Here is a 15,409-nt window from a genome sequence, read left to right as displayed (position 1 = left end):
GCCGCGGCCGAGCTGCCGGACACCGCCGGGCCCGGCCTCAACTCAACCCGGCGGCGTCCATGCCGCGCAGTTCCTTCTTGAGATCGGCGATTTCGTCGCGTAGTCGTCCGGCCAGCTCGAACTGCAGATCCCGTGCCGCACTCATCATCTGCGCGGTGAGTTCCTTCACCAGGTCCGCGAGCTCGGCACGCGGCATCGATTTGACGTCGCGGCCCTCGTAGATGCCCGCGCTCACCGCGCGACCCGGCTCACCCTGGGCCCTGCGGCCACGACTGGCGTTACGACCGGAACCGCCGACGGCGACCTCGCTGTCGTCGGCCTCCTGGTACACCTGATCCAGGATGTCGGCAATCTTCTTGCGCAGCGGCTGTGGGTCGATGCCCATTTCTTCGTTGTAGGCAACCTGTTTGGCCCGGCGCCGCTCGGTCTCGCTGATGGCGAACTGCATCGAGTCGGTGATCTTGTCGGCGTACATGTGCACCTCGCCCGACACATTGCGCGCAGCACGGCCGATGGTCTGGATCAGCGCGGTCGTGCTGCGCAGGAAGCCTTCCTTGTCGGCGTCGAGGATCGCAACCAGCGACACCTCCGGCAGGTCGAGGCCCTCACGCAGCAGGTTGATGCCGACGAGCACGTCGTACTCGCCGAGCCGCAGCTGCCGCAGCAGTTCCACGCGCCGCAGCGTGTCGATCTCGGAGTGCAGGTAGCGCACCCGGATGCCGAGGCCGAGCAGGTAGTCGGTCAGATCCTCGGACATCTTCTTGGTGAGGGTGGTGACCAGCACGCGTTCGTCGCGCTCGGTACGCTGGCGGATTTCGTGGATCAGGTCGTCGATCTGTCCCTTGGTCGGCTTGACCACGACCTTCGGATCGACGAGCCCGGTCGGGCGGATCACCTGCTCGACGACCTCACCGCCGGCCTGCCCGAGCTCGTAGGGACCCGGCGTGGCCGACAGGTACACCGTCTGCCCGATTCGATCGGCGAATTCCTCCCAGGTGAGCGGTCGGTTGTCGACCGCGGACGGCAGCCGGAAGCCGTATTCGACGAGGTTGCGCTTGCGCGACATATCGCCCTCGTACATGCCGCCGATCTGCGGCACGGTGTTGTGCGACTCATCGATGACGAGCAGGAAGTCTTCGGGGAAATAGTCGATCAGCGTGGCAGGCGCGGTGCCGGCCGCACGGCCATCGATGTGGCGCGAGTAGTTCTCGATGCCGGAGCAGAACCCGACCTGCCGAATCATCTCCAGGTCGTACTGGGTGCGCATGCGTAGCCGTTGCGCCTCGAGCAGCTTGCCCTGCCGTTCCAGCTCGGCAAGCCGCTGCTCCAGCTCCATCTCGATATCGCCGACCGCGCGCTCCATGCGCTCCGGACCCGCCACGTAGTGGGTGGCCGGGAAGATCCGCACCGTGTCGACCTGTCGGACCACATCACCGGTCAGCGGGTGCAGGTAGTACAGCGCCTCGATCTCGTCACCGAAGAACTCGATGCGCACCGCGAGCTCCTCGTAGGAGGGAATGATCTCGACGGTGTCGCCGCGCACCCGGAACGAGCCACGGGTGAACGACATGTCGTTGCGGGTGTATTGCACGTCGACCAGCAGTCGCAGGAACGCGTCGCGGTCGAGCTCGGTGCCCACCTCCAACTGCACCGACCGATCCAGGTACGACTGTGGTGTGCCGAGGCCGTAGATGCACGACACCGACGCGACCACCACCACGTCCCGGCGCGAGAGCAGGCTCGAGGTGGCCGAGTGGCGCAGCCGCTCGACATCGTCGTTGATCGAGCTGTCCTTCTCGATATAGGTGTCGGTCTGCGCGATGTACGCCTCGGGCTGGTAGTAGTCGTAGTACGAGACGAAGTACTCGACGGCATTGTTGGGCAACATCTCTCGCAGCTCGTTGGCCAGCTGCGCGGCGAGGGTCTTGTTCGGCGCCATTACCAGCGTCGGGCGCTGCAGCCTCTCGATCAGCCAGGCGGTGGTCGCCGACTTGCCGGTGCCGGTGGCGCCGAGCAGCACCACGTCGCGCTCGCCCGCCCTGATCCGGCGCTCCAGCTCTTCGATGGCTGCAGGCTGGTCACCGGCGGGCTTGTGATCGCTGACCACGTCGAACCGGCCGTCAGCCCGCTCGATCTCGCCGACCGGCCTGAACTCGGAATGCGCGAGCGGCGTCCCACCGGCCCTGTCCTCGAAGCCTTCCGCTGGGATTTCGGTTGCGAATGCCATGCTCATCAGCCTAAGCCCAGCCACCGACAGATTCCCGGCGGCAGTATTTCAGCGGGAAAGCGCCGGGTCGAGGACCGTGGTCATGACCTTGTGGACAGCAGCGGTCTCCGGCGGCGTGCCCTCCCGGCCCGCGAACAGCAGGTGCCCGGTCCCGATCACCATGAGCGCGAGGGTGTCCACGTCGGCGTCGGCCGCGATGCGGCCGAGGTCGCGCTCGGCGGTCAGGTAGGAGGCGATCATGGCCGCAGCCTCCGTCACTACCGGGACGCCGGGTGGCCGGACCCGGCGCAGCCGGGTGCGCAACTCGTCGCGGAAGGTGACGAGGCTGATGATCGCCACCGCGACCGACTCGAACAGAGTCGTCAGCGCGCCGGTGACGTTCTCGGCGACGGTGCCGGTTCCCGCGGATTCGCGCAGCGCGACGGCCTGATTGTCGATCCGGCCGATGCGGTCGAGCACGAGCTCGGCGAGGAAACCGTCGAAGTCGGCGAAATGCCGGTGCAGGACCCCCTTGGCACAGCCTGCCTCGGTGGTGACCGCCCGGCTGGTCAGCGCGGTCGGTCCGGCACGGAGCAGGATGCGCTCTGCTGCGTCGAACAGCTGTTCGCGCACGTCACGCAGGGCAATGCCGGTCGGCATACCGCGAATCCTTCCCTCGCCCAGCCCTTCTCGATTTACGAGTGGGCATGTGCCCACTATAGTGGGCACATGCCCACTATACCGTCGGAGCAACCGCCCCTTTCCGAGCCCGAGCCGCGCGAGGCGCATCGGGCCCGACACATAGCCGAGTCGTTCGGCTCTGACGCCGAACGCTATGACCGAACCCGGCCGCGTTACCCGGACGCCCTGGTGGCGCGGATAGTCGCCGAGAGCCCCGGCCGCGACGTGCTCGATGTCGGGACCGGCACCGGCATCGCGGCCAGGCAGTTCCAGGCGGCAGGCAGCCGGGTGCTCGGAGTCGAACCCGACTCGCGGATGGCCGAGTTCGCGCGCCGCAGCGGCGTCGAGGTCGAGGTGTCGACGTTCGAAGCCTGGGATACCGCGGGCCGGACGTTCGACGCGGTCGTCGCCGGGCAGACCTGGCATTGGGTCGACCCGGTCGTGGGAGCAGCCAAAGCGGCGCGAGTGCTGCGCCCCGGCGGGCGACTGGCCGTGTTCTGGTACGTATTCCAACCACCGTCGGAACTGGCCGCAGCCTTCGCCACGGTCTACCGCAGGATGCTGCCCGGCTCGCCTTTCGACCGCGCGACGATGCCCGGCCTGGACACCTACTCCACGTTCTTCACCAAGGCGAGCACGGGAATACAGCAGGCCGGCGCGTTCGGCGACGCGGCGCAATGGCGGTTCGACTGGGAGCAGTCCTGCACCCGCGACGAGTGGCTGGAGCAGGTGCCGACCTTCGGCGGTCACAGCCAATTCCCGGCGGACAAGCTGGAAGCACTACTGGATGGCATCGGCGCAGCCATCGACGCGGCAGGGGGCGGCTTCACGATGCACTACACCGCAGTGGCGGTCACAGCGGTGCGAACCGACACCGACCGACCTCCGACAATCGGGTAAGCCCGGAAACCACCCGGAGCGGCCGAACCCACCCGACGTCGCATCCGTGGCCGCCCGGCGCGCCATCGGAGTTCCCGCGAACCGCCACCGGCGAGCGGCAGTGCACGACTTGTTACTTGCCCGAAATGTCCGTTGCCGCAACGATATTCATCACATTCCTAGACAAAGCGCGCAACTCCCGACGGGTGTAGCCTGATTTGGTTATCGATACAGGGTGTTATCGGTACAGGGTGAAGGAAGACTCCATGAGCGCTCTGATTCCATTGCTCGCCGCAGTGCCTGCAATGACCGGGATAGCCGGATACGTCGCCAGGGACATGCGCGGGGTCGCACCAGGTCAACTGACCGCCAGACTCGCGACAGCACCACCGCGACCGCTCGCCGCGACCGCTCCCGCCAAACCGAAGGTCGAGTATTTCAATCTCGCCGATCTGACCAATACCGACGCACGAGGCTTCGTCCGGTCGGTGGAGCGCTATCACGTCGAGCCGTGGGGCCTGTATATGGCCAGGACGGTCAGCGGGCCGGAGTTCCACTACGTCGAGTCATGGCTGGTGCCGGAACTGTCGATCCGCGCGACGATCACCCACCGCAGTCCAGCGCATCACCGAGGGCAGGATTACTGCCTGGACATCGGCGAATTCACGAAGGTCGAACCGAAGCGCTGGAAAGCGATCGACCACTACCTCGACATCATGGTGCAGGGTGGGCGCAAGTCCGAGCTGCGCGGAGTCGAAGACCTACTGGCCGCCCACGCGGCCGGTTTGATCGACACGACGCAGGCACACCGCGCCTTCGAGCGGGCCACCACCGCGATGGACGGCCTTGCCGCGCACGACCACGATGTCGAACGCTGGCTCGCCTCGCATGGCATCGCGCTGAGCTGGATGTAGCGGACGCCACCGCTACAGCACTCGACGCAGGCCCGGCGGCGGTAGATTCTGTGTGCATGACACAGGCACCGTCAGTGGACGTGCATCGCCCGAAGGTGGAGTACTTCGACCTCGCGGCGCAGACCAACACGGATCCGAAGGGTTTCGTCAGGCCGGTCGAGCAGTTCCGCGCGGAGCCATGGGGCCTGTACATGGCGCGTGTTTCCGACCATCCGCAGTTCCACTACATCGAGTCGTGGCTGCTACCCGAGCTTTCCATCCGCGTCACCGTCTTCCACTACCACCCCGAACACAAGCGCGATCAGGACTACTACGTCGATCTCGGTGAGTTCACCCAGGTCGGGCCGAACACCTGGAAGTCGGTGGACCACTACCTGGACATCGTGGTGCGCACCGGCCGCGACACCGAGCTGCTCGACGTGGACGAGCTGCTCGCCGCCCATGCCGCAGGACTGATCGGCTTCGGCGAGACCCAGGCCGCAATCGAGTACGCCGCCGCAACGATCGAGGGCATCGCCGCCAACGGCCACTCCCTCGAGGGCTGGCTCGCCACCCTCGGCATCACGCTCACCTGGCGGTAGCTCCTTTCTCGAGCACCTCTTGACAACGGCCTGCGCTGGCCTTTACTGCCGCCGACGGCACCCCTGACCCGCTGAGTCCAGCGGACGGAGCGCGCGAAGGCTGGGGTCAGTCTGTGGAACGGCTGGGGACCCTGCTGTCGGCAACGCGTCAGCGCTGACGTCGAGCTCACCAAGGTCTGTGCCGGGTCGCGCCCGATTTACCCGTCGCGTTCGCGCCAGGCGCGAACTCGCTCGTACGCGGCGTCGAACCACGGCTCCTTGACCTCGAGGTAAGCGAGCGTCGCCTCCTCGCCGGTCAGCCCGGTCGCCTTGGCTTCGCCTGCCCGTTTCATCTCGAGGTACTCGGCGCGGACTGCGGCATCCGACCGCAGCCAGTCCCGGAAGTCGAGCGCGAACCGCTGCCCAGGCGAACCGGCAACGCGGACATGGACATTGGCGAGCCGGCCGGGGTCGGCGTTGGAATGCAGCCGCTTGGCCCACCGGCCGATATCCGTCCCGGCCGGGTCCGCGCTCGTCGGTTTGGGATTGTCGTGCGTGGCATGTGGTTTCACGGGGAAGCCCGCCGCGCCGAGCGCATCGCGCAACCCATCGGCCGTCGCCATATCGGCGACCGTGATCTGCACGTCGATCACGTCCTTGGCGGGTAGGTCCGGCACGGCGGTCGAGCCGATGTGGTCGATCTGTGATGCGGCCGGACCACAGGCCACCCACAGCCGCGCAATGAGCCGCTGCGCCTGAACCGGCCACTGCGGGTTCGGTGCGACGACACGCACATCCGGCCGCCGCGCGGGCGTCCCGGTGCGCAGGTTGCGCTCGAACGGCACCAGGCGCTCGTCCCACAGCCGGTGCACGATCGGAACGATGTCGTCTGCGGCGCCGCTGTTGTCGAGCAGCACGTCGGCCACCGCGCGCCGCTGTTCGTCGGTGGCCTGGGCGGCAATTCGCGCCCGCGCATCGGCCTCGGAAACACCGCGGAATTCGACAAGTCGCCGAATTCGAATTTCCTCGGGGACGTCCACAATAAGAACAAGGTTCATCAGCGGCGCGAGACCGTTTTCCACTAGCAACGGAATATCCTGGACAAGAATCGAATCCGGCGCAGCGGCGGAAATAAGTTCAGCAGTTCGCTTTCCGACCAGCGGATGCGTTATCGAATTCAGTGTCGCGCGCGCTTCGTCACTGCCGAATGCCTTGGCCGCGAGCGCGGGCCGGTCCAAGCTGCCGTCCGCGGCGAGGATGTCCCCGCCGAAGGCCGACACGAGCGCCGCCAGCCCCTCGGTACCCGGCGCGACCACCTCCCGTGCGAGGACATCGGAGTCGATGACCACCGCGCCACGGTCGGCAAGTATCCGCGCCACCGTCGACTTGCCCGCTCCCATGCCTCCGGTGAGGCCGATCCGCAACATTCGACCAGTCTCGCATCCGCACCGGGCGGGCCGGGCTCCCACCCGAGCGTCGGCGCGGGCCCCCCGGCACCCAATCAGCCCGAATACCCACTCGGACCGACCATTCCACCACCCGCGCCGCTATTTGCCCGATCCGTGACTCCGTCGAGACCATCTCGCAACATTTCCGGCCGATTGCCGTTCGCGGGCGACAACTTTCCGACACGCCGAGGCAATTGCGTGCGCAAAATACTCTGACTCGCCCTTTTGTTCGGCTAATCTTCGCCGTGGCGATCCAGGCCAGTACCAGCAAGCAAAGGAACATCATTGGGCACCAGAAACAACCAGACGGGTCGCCACCGCCTGGGCATGGCGGGTGGTATGCACTGCATACAGATCCCCGCCGTTGCGGCCGCGCTCGCCGAGCACCGCCGCTCATGGTTCACCGCGTTGATCAACCCCGCTCGGCACAGCTTCGCCGCCATGCGAAAACGCTCTGCCGCGGCAGCCACGTATTGGGTACCTGCGACCGCCAGCTGACCCCGACTTCCGAAGTGGCCCAGTCCGAACCGGACTGGGCCACTTTCGGCGTGCTCGGACGATGCCACTCGGCCTGCGTCGGCTACCCGGCTGCTGCTGCGGCATTTCATCGAGCGGCACCGGATACGGAAGGCCCGTGGTCGCCGTGCACAATGCCGGATTCGGGCCGCATTGTGCGGGCGCGGCGGCGACTTTCGGCTTCGGATCGGTCAAGATCGTTTTCGCCGCATTCGGTATCGATCCGAAATCGAACGTCGATGTCATATCTCCGGTGATACCGCGCCGCCACAGCGTCAGGTTCGGTACCTCGACACCGAACCCGGTTTCCAGCAGCCGCAATTGGGATGCGAGGTCGAAGGTCTCGGAGGCAACGAGGCCGCCGCGGCCGTATGGCGAAATCGCCAGTCCCGGAACGCGATAGCCGAGTCCGATCGGGCCGTTGATCCCGCGCGACGAGCTCACAGCGGGCCGACATCGCGGTTGTAGATCTTCCAGCTCACCCCGACGTCGGACATCCCGAAGTTGGTCAGCCGTCCGACTATGCGCGACGGCGGGTAAGTGGCCGCAGCTCAACCAGAATCGGCCATCGAATCCGCGTCGCCGACAGCCCGACGCACCGTGGCGCGAGACGAATATCTGACAGTCACTTGCTTTCTTGCCGGACCGGTTCGTAGGCTGGCTGAAAATATCTGAGAGTCACTCTCAGAAATAGTAAGTGGAGGGGCGATGACACAGCTGACCGTGCTCGAACGGCAGGATCCACCGGACCCCACGCCGCACCTCGGCATCGTTGGACGCTGGGGAGTCACGGTGGCACGGCACCGCCGAATCGTGCTCACCGCGTGGCTGCTACTAGTGATCGCCTGCGCGTCGGCCTACCCCGCCCTGCATGCAAGCCTCGGCTCGCCCGACTACTCGGTCCCCGGATCGGACTCGGTGGCCGTCGATCGGCTTGTCGCACAACACTTCGCGCGGTTCGGCATCGAACAGGACCTGATCGTCTTCCATTCGGCACAGCGCACCGCAGACTCGACGGAATACCGTGCGGTGATCGACAAGGCGATGACCGCGGTCCGCGCCACCGATGGCGTCACCGGTGTGATCGGTCCGTACGAGGGCAACGCCGCCGCCCAGATCTCCTCCGACCGGCATACCGCCTTCGGCCTTGTCGGCGTCGACGGCGGCATGACGGAGCGGGTCCGGATCGCGAAAGAACTGCAGTCCACCCTGGCCGGGCAGTCCGCCGCGGGCGTCGAGGCGATGATCACCGGATTCGCACCGGCACAGGCGGATCTGACCGACATCGAAACCGCCGATCTGCAACGCGCCGAAGGCATCGGCCTGCCGGTGGCCGGCGTGGTGTTGGTGCTCGCCCTCGGCGCGCTGGTGGCCGCGACCGTGCCCATCGCGGTGACCGCGGCAGGCATCGCAGTGGCCATCGGGGCGCTGGCCGGGCTCGCGACCTTCCTGAGCTTCGATTCGCTGGTGCTCTCGGTGGCGACCATGATCGCCACCGGTACCGCGATCGACTACGCGATGTTCATCGTCAGCCGGTTCAACGAGGAACTCACCCGGCGCGGTGTGCGCGATCGGCGCGCGATCGAGGCCATCGTGCAGGCCGTCGGCGCGGCCATGGACACGACCGGCCGGACCATCCTGGCCTCCGGATTGATCGTATTGATCTCGCTGTGCTCGCTCGCCGTTGTCGGTCTTCCGATACTGAACGGGATCGCCATCGGTGTGGTGACGGCGGTCATCGCCACCCTGAGCGCAGCCTTTACGCTGCTGCCCGCGCTGCTGGCGGTGTCGGGTCCGGCCATCAACCGCGGCGCACTGCCCGCCCGACTCCGCCCCGCCGAGGTCGAATCCGCGACGGCCTCGACCGGGTGGGCGCGGTGGGCACGTCTGGTCATGGCGCGGCCGATGTTGTTCGGTGCGGTCGGCGTCGCGGTGCTCACCCTTGCGGCCGCACCGATCGTCGGCATCCGGTACGGCGTGGACATGGGGCTCGGTTCGCTGGCCGACCGTCCGACCGGGCAAGCCACCGCGCTGGTGAAACAGAACTTCGGTCCTGGTCTGCTCGCGCCCATCGAGGTGGTTGCCACCGGACCCGATGGCGCGCCGCTGACCGGCGAATCACGCACGAATGTAGAGGGATTCGTCACGGAGCTGACGCAAGATCCCCGCATCGCGCGGGTAGTGCCGCAGCAGGCCGAAGGCAGGCTGCTCGCGGTAGTGGTGCCCGAGGTTGCCTTCGACTCGACCGATGCCGGCGAGCTGGTGGCCGATATCCGTTCCCGTGCAACGACAATCGACGAGGTGGACATCAGGGTCGGCGGCACCTCTGCCTCGTTCGCCGATGTGTCACAACGGATCACCGCTCGTTTTCCATGGGTGATCATTCTGGTGCTGACCGTTTCGCTGGCCTTCCTCGTCGTCGCCTTCCGCAGTATCGTGCTCGCCGTCAAGGCGATCCTGCTCAACCTGCTGGCCACCGGCGCCGCACTCGGTATCACCGTCGCGGTCTTCCAACGCGGTGTCGGCGAGTCGGTGCTCGGATTCCACAGCACCGGATTCCTGCAGGTGTATCTGCCGATGCTGGTGTTCGCGGTGCTGTTCGGCCTGTCGATGGACTACGAGGTATTCCTGATCCGACGCATGAAGGAAGCCTGGGATCGCAACCAGGACAACGCCGCCGCTGTCGCGGAAGGATTGCAGCGCACCGCTCGGCCGATCACCGCCGCGGCCGCCATCATGGTCGCGGTGTTCGCGAGCTTTGTGACCGCGGATGTACTGGAGCTGAAGCAGATCGGATTCGCCCTGGCCGTGGCCATCACCATCGACGCCCTCATGGTGCGACTGGTGCTGGTACCCGCGTTCATGCAACTGTTCGGTCGCTGGAACTGGTGGCTGCCCCGCAGCCGGCCCCGCAGCCGCGACGCACGCTCGGACCGGGTGACTACCGGAACATGACCTCGATCGCGTCGACGATCGAACCGATCGCCTCGGTATACACGTCTTTGAGTCGCCGGGTGAAACCGGTTGCCGCCCAATGGTCCAGGGCCGCGACACATCCCCAGACGCCGGTCGCGGCGGCCATCCCCACCGTCAGGTCCTCGGGGTCGCGGCCGCTGCGTTCGGCGAACAGCATGCGGAATTCGTCGGCCAGGTCCCGCATCTGCCGTGTCTGGCCGTCCCGGATCTCCGGAATCGTCACCACATACTGCAGCCGCCTGCGGATCCGGCGCTCGGACTCCTCGGTGAGCAGTGATTCGATCAACACCGGCACCAGCAGCCGGGTGACGGCGATCAGATCGGCGGGCGCGATTGTTTCGGCGCCGCCCGCGGTTTTGATCACCTCGAGAATCCGCGGATCCGCCTCGTCGTAAAGGACGAGCATCTCCTTGGTGCCGAAGTACCGGTAGATCGAACTGGCTGACACGCTCGCCGCGGTCGCGACCCGGTCGACGGTCACGTTGCGGTACCCATGCTCGTCGAACAGATCCAGTGCAACCTGCTGGATTCGGCTCATCGCCTCGATCTTCCTGCGTTCCCACAGGGTCGAGGAAAACTCCACGGCGGACTCGGACATCAGTTGCGAGGATACCCGGGCCCGACCTCGATCACGGCTTCGGTGCGAATGCCTCCACCACGGCGGTCAGCTGGGCGATCACGCCGGACAATGCGGCCGAGTCGCCGCCGAGTTGGAACGATTTCAGTTCGGCGGGGGCGGGCAGCTTGGCGACGATCTCCGGCAGCGACTCGACCAGCTGTGCCTGGATCGCAGTGGCACTGCGCTCATTGGCGGTGTCCACTCTGATGTGGTCGCGCTCCAGGTCGAGCAGGGCGGCTTCGTGTGCCGCGCGGGTCCGGGCCGCCGCGTCGGCCAGCTCGCCGTCGCGTTCCAGCTGCCGCAACTCCTGGGTCCGGCGCAGGTTTTCGGTGCGTTCGGCGTGCTGTTCACGTTCCAGCCGTAGCGCGTGCAATGCGGTCTCCTGAGCAAGATCGGCGACGGTGCGCTCGTCGTCGTGCTGACGGGTGGTGCGGCGCAACTGTTCGGCGGTCTCCCTGTCGAACCGCGCCGCCTCGTTGCGTGCGCGTAGTTCGGCCAGTTCCCGCTCGTTCTCGATACGCCGCTCCTCGGCGGTCCGACTCGCCTCGGTCTCGCGCGCCGAAATCACTTCCTGGGTCGCCAGTTCCGCGAGGCGGGCGATCTGGCTCTGTTCGCTGCGGTAGGGCTTCTGCAAGTTCTCCCAGAGCGTGGACGAGCTGACCACCGCTTCCTTGATCTGTACGGTGACAATGCCGAGGCCGAGCCCTCGGTCGCGGCCGTCCCCTGCCGCATCGCCGGATCCCTCGGCCACCGCTCTGAGCCTCGCCGTCAATTCCTCGATGATCGGCTGCTTGTCGCTGAGCACATCCCGCACCCCCATGGTGGACACCTTGTCCTTGATGGCGGCCTCGGCCTGTTCGCGCAGCTGAATGTTCACCAACCGCATCGGATCCTCGCCGTCGGAGAAGTCGAGCTTGCGATAGGCGGTGGCGAAATCCTCGATGATCCACTGCACGTACCCCTGGACCAGCACACCCTGCAGTTCGCTGCAAATGCAGTAGGCGTTGATCAGGATCGTCTGCATGGCGCCGGGCACCACGAGATACGCATCGGTCGCGGGGTTGAAGCGGAAGGAGACGCCGAGCCCGATGTGCAGCGGTTCGCTGCGACCACGCCGGGTGTGCACGACAAATGCGTTGGGCGGCACCAAAACCGTGCGCCACCGCCAGAATCCGGTGACCCTGACCTCCACCGGCCCCGGCCCACTGCCCTGCACAGCGGGCCCAACTCGATCGGCCCGCTTCGCCATAGCACCGCGACGCACCTGCTGCGCCGGTCCACCGGGCGCGGCCGGCGGTGCGGGCGCAAACGCCTCCGCCGCCATCGGCTTGCGGGTGCGCAAGTCACCTTCGAGTGCGGCCTGCTGGGCAACGACCTGCTCGAGGTAGTCGTTGCGGCCCGAATTGCTCCCCATGCCCGGCACCCTACCGCCGAACGCGACCCTCGACAGCCCGAATTCGGTTACCCCCGAATCGATCCCGCGCACTGTCACTGGAACCGATCCCCGGGGTCTACCGCGCCGCCGCCAGCAACGGTCCACGCTCTGTGGCCGGTCACGAGATCGAACCAATTGTCATGGATGGACGGGGATGAGCCACAGATCGAACGCCCGAGGCCTCCCGCCGGCAATCGGGAGGCGACGTGCGCGCGAAGACGGCGGTGCCGGCTACGGCGCCGGCCGGCCCGGGTCGGCTCGGTCTTCCCCGGTCGACCGGCTCTGCTGCGCAGGATCCGGAATCACGAGTGTCAGCACGAGCAGCACCATGGTCAGCGGGAGAGCCCAGATCAGGGTGTCCGCAATGGCATCGGCCGTAGCCGTAGCCGAGGCGGGTTTTCCGGCAAGTTCGTGGCCGAGGACACCGCCGTAGATTGCGATGCCGAGCGACATACCCAGACCGCGCAGAGCCAAAGCGGCGGCGGTGACCGCACCGAGTTCCGTTGCGGCGACGGCATTCTGCGCAACTGTCACCAGCAGCTGCACGATCATGCCGATGCCGCAGCCGAGCACGATCAGCCCCAGCGCCACGACCAGATAGCTCGACTCCGCATCGAGCCGACCGAGCAGGACGAATCCGAAGACGATCACCGCCGCGCCGCCGATCAGGAAGGGCCGGTATCTTCCCGTTTTGCTCGCAAGGCTGCCGGAGAGGAACGAGGCCACCATGAACGCGACGACATACGGATTCAGCGCCAGGCCTGCCTCGGTCGCGCTCATGTCGAAGGCACTGCGCAAATAGGTCGGCAGATACACGATCGACGAATACATCAGTACTCCGAGTACCAATGTCGCGGGCAGGATGACGCCGGTGACCCGGTTGGTGAACAGCCCCAACGGGATCACCGGATCCTCGGTGCGGCGTTCCCGCCACACGAACGCGCCGAGCATGATGACCACCGCGGCACCGAGGCCGAAAATCAGCCCGACCCCTGCGTGTTGCGCACCGCTGGACCATTCACCGATCAGCAGAACTCCGACCACCGAGCCGACCAGCAGCACCGAGCCACCGACATCCAGCCGGCCGGCGAGGCCGCCGCGCGGCAGCCGTAGCGCAGCTCCGACAAGTGCCATCGAGATCAAGCCGAGCGGCACATTGATGTAGAAGATCCAGCGCCACCCCACGGTGTCGGTGATCGCCCCGCCGACCAGTGGGCCGCCGACGGCGGCAAAGGCGAAAATCGCACCCACCGCGCCCTGTACCCGGCCGCGCAGGGCGACAGGGAACAGCTCGGCAAGAGCGATCGTCGGAATCGTGAACAATGCGCCGGCGCCGATCCCCTGCACGGTGCGCAACACCACGAGCTCGGTCAGCGTGCCTGCCATACCGCACAGCGCCGATGCGATGGTGAATATGCCCACGGCGGTGAGGAAGACCGGTCGCCTGCCGAATCGATCGCTGAGCCGGCCGTACAGCGCGCCCGTCGCCGTGGAGGCCAGCACATAACAGGTCACGATCCAGCGCAGCGAGCCGACATCGCCGAGGTCACCCGCGATATCCGGCAGCGCGATGCTGACGATTGTCTGGTCGAGAACCGAGAGCAGCATGCCGAGCGCAAGCCCGGCAGCGGCGAGCGGGATATTACTGGTATGCGCAGCCGGTCCAGCCGCGGTCGTGGTGACGGACACGACTCACTTCTCCTGTGCGGTAAAGGGATTCGGCAGCTGGAAGTCGACGCTGACCAGGTCTTGATCGAGCACACTGCCGGCGACGGTCCCGCTGGCGGCGGCCGCGACGACCGCGGCCAGTGGAACCGGGATCGTTGCTCGTCGGGCCATATCGCCCGCCGCATAGACGCCGGGCACGCTCGTCCGGTGAAATTCGTCGACCTGCACGGTGCAATCCGGGAACGTGGCGCAACCGAGCAGACCGGGTAGCGGAGACCGCTGGGTCCAGGTGCTGCTGACGAAGGCGACTTCGCGTGGCAGCGCCGGTCCGTCCTGGAACGCCAGCGCATGGAGCTTGTCACCGGCCGCCTCGAACCCGGTGATGCGTTCGCGGCGGACCGTGACACCGGCCGCCGACATGGCCTGGGCCGCGGATGGCGGAAAATCGGCGGGTCCGTTGGTGCACAGGACGACATCCGCGCTGAACCGGCTCAGATGCAGCGCGAGCCGCATGCGGTCGGGTTCGCCGCCGATCACGGCGATCGGCCGCTGACTGCTCTCGAAACCGTGGCAGTAGGGGCAGTGGAATACCGCCCGCCCCCACAGCTCGGCGATACCGGTGATGTCGGGCAACTGGTCGACCAGGCCGCTGGCCAGCAGCAGCCGCTTGGTGTCGACTTTCGTACCGTCTGCGAGCTGCACGATGAAACCACGATCGTCCTGGGCGACCCCGGTGGCCGCACCGTCGCGAACCTCGACCGTGGGATACATCATCAGCTGGTCGCGGCCGATCGCTCGGAGATCGGCGGGCGGCACGCCGTCACGGGTGAAGAAATTGTGGACGGCAGCGGCGGGTGCGTTACGGGCGTGGCCGGAGTCCAGCACCAGAACGCGTCGGTTGGCGCGGCCCAGGGTCAGTGCGGCCGACAGTCCCGCCGGCCCGCCGCCGACGACGATTACCTCGAACATTTGGTCCTCCTCGTGATGACATCGCCTTGACATCACGGACCACTCTGCATGTTAATGTGAACATGAAGTCAAGCCCCGACGGCGATGTCCACTCCCCCGATCCCACCGGCGAGCTCACGATCGGCGCGCTGGCGGCACGCTTCGGCCTGGCCACACACGTGCTGCGGCACTGGGAGTCGATGGGCTTACTGCAACCGGCCGGGCGGGTGAGCGGCCGACGACGCTACGTCCAGGATCACGTAGTCCGGGTCGCGATGATCGTGCGAGGCAAGGCGGCCGGGCTGAGCCTGGAGCAGTTGCGCGAAATGCTCGACGCACCGGACCGTGCCGCGCGCCGAACCGTGCTGGCCAGACAATACGAGGAGCTCGGCGTCCGGATCGCCGAAGCGCAGGCCTCGCAGCGGATGATCGAGCACGCGATGGCGTGCAAAGCAGAGGACTTCACGCAATGCCCGACATTTCGACAGCTGGTCGCGGCGGTGGCCGAGGGTAACCACACCCCACTCGGGTAGCGGCTACCCCGAAATACGCAAAAACC

At 66.7% G+C, this 15,409-nt stretch carries 13 protein-coding genes and 1 pseudogene; 6 read left to right on the top strand and 8 right to left on the bottom strand.

What is annotated here, in order from left to right; translation table 11 throughout:
- Positions 1-37: 37 nt before the first annotated feature.
- Positions 38-2,227 carry an excinuclease ABC subunit UvrB gene (gene uvrB, locus ACLMAL_RS20410; protein WP_412000531.1) on the bottom strand — a complete coding sequence of 730 codons (2,190 nt, stop codon included), beginning with the start codon at positions 2,225-2,227 and terminating at the stop codon, positions 38-40.
- A gap of 48 nt (positions 2,228-2,275) precedes the next feature.
- A complete protein-coding gene (locus tag ACLMAL_RS20405; protein WP_412000530.1) occupies positions 2,276-2,866 on the bottom strand; it encodes a TetR/AcrR family transcriptional regulator in 591 nt (196 codons plus the stop codon).
- 69 nt (positions 2,867-2,935) lie between these two features.
- Here ACLMAL_RS20405 and ACLMAL_RS20400 point away from each other — a divergent pair, with 69 nt between their 5' ends.
- From ACLMAL_RS20400 to ACLMAL_RS20390, 3 genes are all read left to right on the top strand, one after another.
- On the top strand, positions 2,936-3,787 hold the full coding sequence (locus ACLMAL_RS20400) for a class I SAM-dependent methyltransferase (RefSeq protein ID WP_412000529.1): 852 nt from the start codon (positions 2,936-2,938) through the stop codon (positions 3,785-3,787).
- Between the two features lie 245 nt (positions 3,788-4,032).
- Complete coding sequence (locus ACLMAL_RS20395) at positions 4,033-4,680, top strand: DUF402 domain-containing protein (protein WP_412000528.1); 648 nt, start codon at positions 4,033-4,035, stop codon at positions 4,678-4,680.
- 56 nt (positions 4,681-4,736) lie between these two features.
- Entirely contained in the window at positions 4,737-5,261 is a 525-nt protein-coding gene (locus ACLMAL_RS20390; RefSeq protein WP_412000527.1) for a DUF402 domain-containing protein, read from the top strand.
- 197 nt (positions 5,262-5,458) lie between these two features.
- Here ACLMAL_RS20390 and coaE read toward each other — a convergent pair whose 3' ends face one another.
- Entirely contained in the window at positions 5,459-6,667 is a 1,209-nt protein-coding gene (gene coaE / locus ACLMAL_RS20385; protein ID WP_412000526.1) for a dephospho-CoA kinase, read from the bottom strand.
- 306 nt (positions 6,668-6,973) lie between these two features.
- Between coaE and ACLMAL_RS20380 the strand changes: the two genes are divergently transcribed.
- Positions 6,974-7,186, top strand: a complete 213-nt coding sequence (locus ACLMAL_RS20380) for a hypothetical protein (protein WP_228000985.1) — start codon at positions 6,974-6,976, stop codon at positions 7,184-7,186.
- A 57-nt stretch (positions 7,187-7,243) separates the two neighbouring features.
- On the opposite strand, the pseudogene ACLMAL_RS20375 reads toward ACLMAL_RS20380, so the two are convergent.
- A pseudogene (locus tag ACLMAL_RS20375) lies at positions 7,244-7,648 on the bottom strand (alkaline phosphatase family protein); the annotation flags it as partial.
- A gap of 264 nt (positions 7,649-7,912) precedes the next feature.
- Between ACLMAL_RS20375 and ACLMAL_RS20370 the strand changes: the two are divergent.
- On the top strand, positions 7,913-10,159 hold the full coding sequence (locus ACLMAL_RS20370; protein WP_412000525.1) for an MMPL family transporter: 2,247 nt from the start codon (positions 7,913-7,915) through the stop codon (positions 10,157-10,159).
- Here the strand turns inward: ACLMAL_RS20370 and ACLMAL_RS20365 are convergent.
- The 4 genes from ACLMAL_RS20365 to ACLMAL_RS20350 form a co-directional block, all read right to left on the bottom strand.
- On the bottom strand, positions 10,146-10,778 hold the full coding sequence (locus ACLMAL_RS20365; protein ID WP_406238102.1) for a TetR/AcrR family transcriptional regulator: 633 nt from the start codon (positions 10,776-10,778) through the stop codon (positions 10,146-10,148). The genes ACLMAL_RS20370 and ACLMAL_RS20365 overlap by 14 nt on opposite strands.
- 31 nt (positions 10,779-10,809) lie before the next feature.
- The gene (locus ACLMAL_RS20360) at positions 10,810-12,213 is read right to left on the bottom strand and encodes an SPFH domain-containing protein (RefSeq protein WP_412000524.1); all 1,404 of its coding nucleotides are present in this window, start codon (positions 12,211-12,213) and stop codon (positions 10,810-10,812) included.
- Between the two features lie 252 nt (positions 12,214-12,465).
- Positions 12,466-13,923, bottom strand: a complete 1,458-nt coding sequence (locus ACLMAL_RS20355; protein ID WP_412000523.1) for an MDR family MFS transporter — start codon at positions 13,921-13,923, stop codon at positions 12,466-12,468.
- A 3-nt stretch (positions 13,924-13,926) separates the two neighbouring features.
- Positions 13,927-14,871, bottom strand: a complete 945-nt coding sequence (locus tag ACLMAL_RS20350) for an FAD-dependent oxidoreductase (protein WP_412000522.1) — start codon at positions 14,869-14,871, stop codon at positions 13,927-13,929.
- Between the two features lie 62 nt (positions 14,872-14,933).
- Here ACLMAL_RS20350 and ACLMAL_RS20345 point away from each other — a divergent pair, with 62 nt between their 5' ends.
- On the top strand, positions 14,934-15,383 hold the full coding sequence (locus ACLMAL_RS20345) for a MerR family transcriptional regulator (protein WP_412000521.1): 450 nt from the start codon (positions 14,934-14,936) through the stop codon (positions 15,381-15,383).
- Positions 15,384-15,409 lie beyond the last annotated feature (26 nt).

Origin of the sequence: Nocardia sp. CWNU-33, from assembly GCF_046764895.1 — a bacterium.
Classification (GTDB): Bacteria; Actinomycetota; Actinomycetes; order Mycobacteriales; family Mycobacteriaceae; genus Nocardia.
This window is presented reverse-complemented; position numbering and strand designations above follow the sequence as displayed.

Excerpts from the sequence above, each read along its gene's own strand:
- uvrB (WP_412000531.1), bottom strand. The coding sequence starts at position 2,227 with ATGGCATTCGCAACCGAAATCCCAGCGGAAGGCTTCGAGGACAGGGCC.
- coaE (WP_412000526.1), bottom strand. The coding sequence starts at position 6,667 with ATGTTGCGGATCGGCCTCACCGGAGGCATGGGAGCGGGCAAGTCGACG.
- ACLMAL_RS20395 (WP_412000528.1), top strand. The coding sequence starts at position 4,033 with ATGAGCGCTCTGATTCCATTGCTCGCCGCAGTGCCTGCAATGACCGGG.
- ACLMAL_RS20350 (WP_412000522.1), bottom strand. The coding sequence starts at position 14,871 with ATGTTCGAGGTAATCGTCGTCGGCGGCGGGCCGGCGGGACTGTCGGCC.
- ACLMAL_RS20345 (WP_412000521.1), top strand. The coding sequence starts at position 14,934 with ATGAAGTCAAGCCCCGACGGCGATGTCCACTCCCCCGATCCCACCGGC.
- ACLMAL_RS20365 (WP_406238102.1), bottom strand. The coding sequence starts at position 10,778 with ATGTCCGAGTCCGCCGTGGAGTTTTCCTCGACCCTGTGGGAACGCAGG.
- ACLMAL_RS20370 (WP_412000525.1), top strand. The coding sequence starts at position 7,913 with ATGACACAGCTGACCGTGCTCGAACGGCAGGATCCACCGGACCCCACG.
- ACLMAL_RS20400 (WP_412000529.1), top strand. The coding sequence starts at position 2,936 with ATGCCCACTATACCGTCGGAGCAACCGCCCCTTTCCGAGCCCGAGCCG.
- ACLMAL_RS20390 (WP_412000527.1), top strand. The coding sequence starts at position 4,737 with ATGACACAGGCACCGTCAGTGGACGTGCATCGCCCGAAGGTGGAGTAC.
- ACLMAL_RS20405 (WP_412000530.1), bottom strand. The coding sequence starts at position 2,866 with ATGCCGACCGGCATTGCCCTGCGTGACGTGCGCGAACAGCTGTTCGAC.
- ACLMAL_RS20360 (WP_412000524.1), bottom strand. The coding sequence starts at position 12,213 with ATGGGGAGCAATTCGGGCCGCAACGACTACCTCGAGCAGGTCGTTGCC.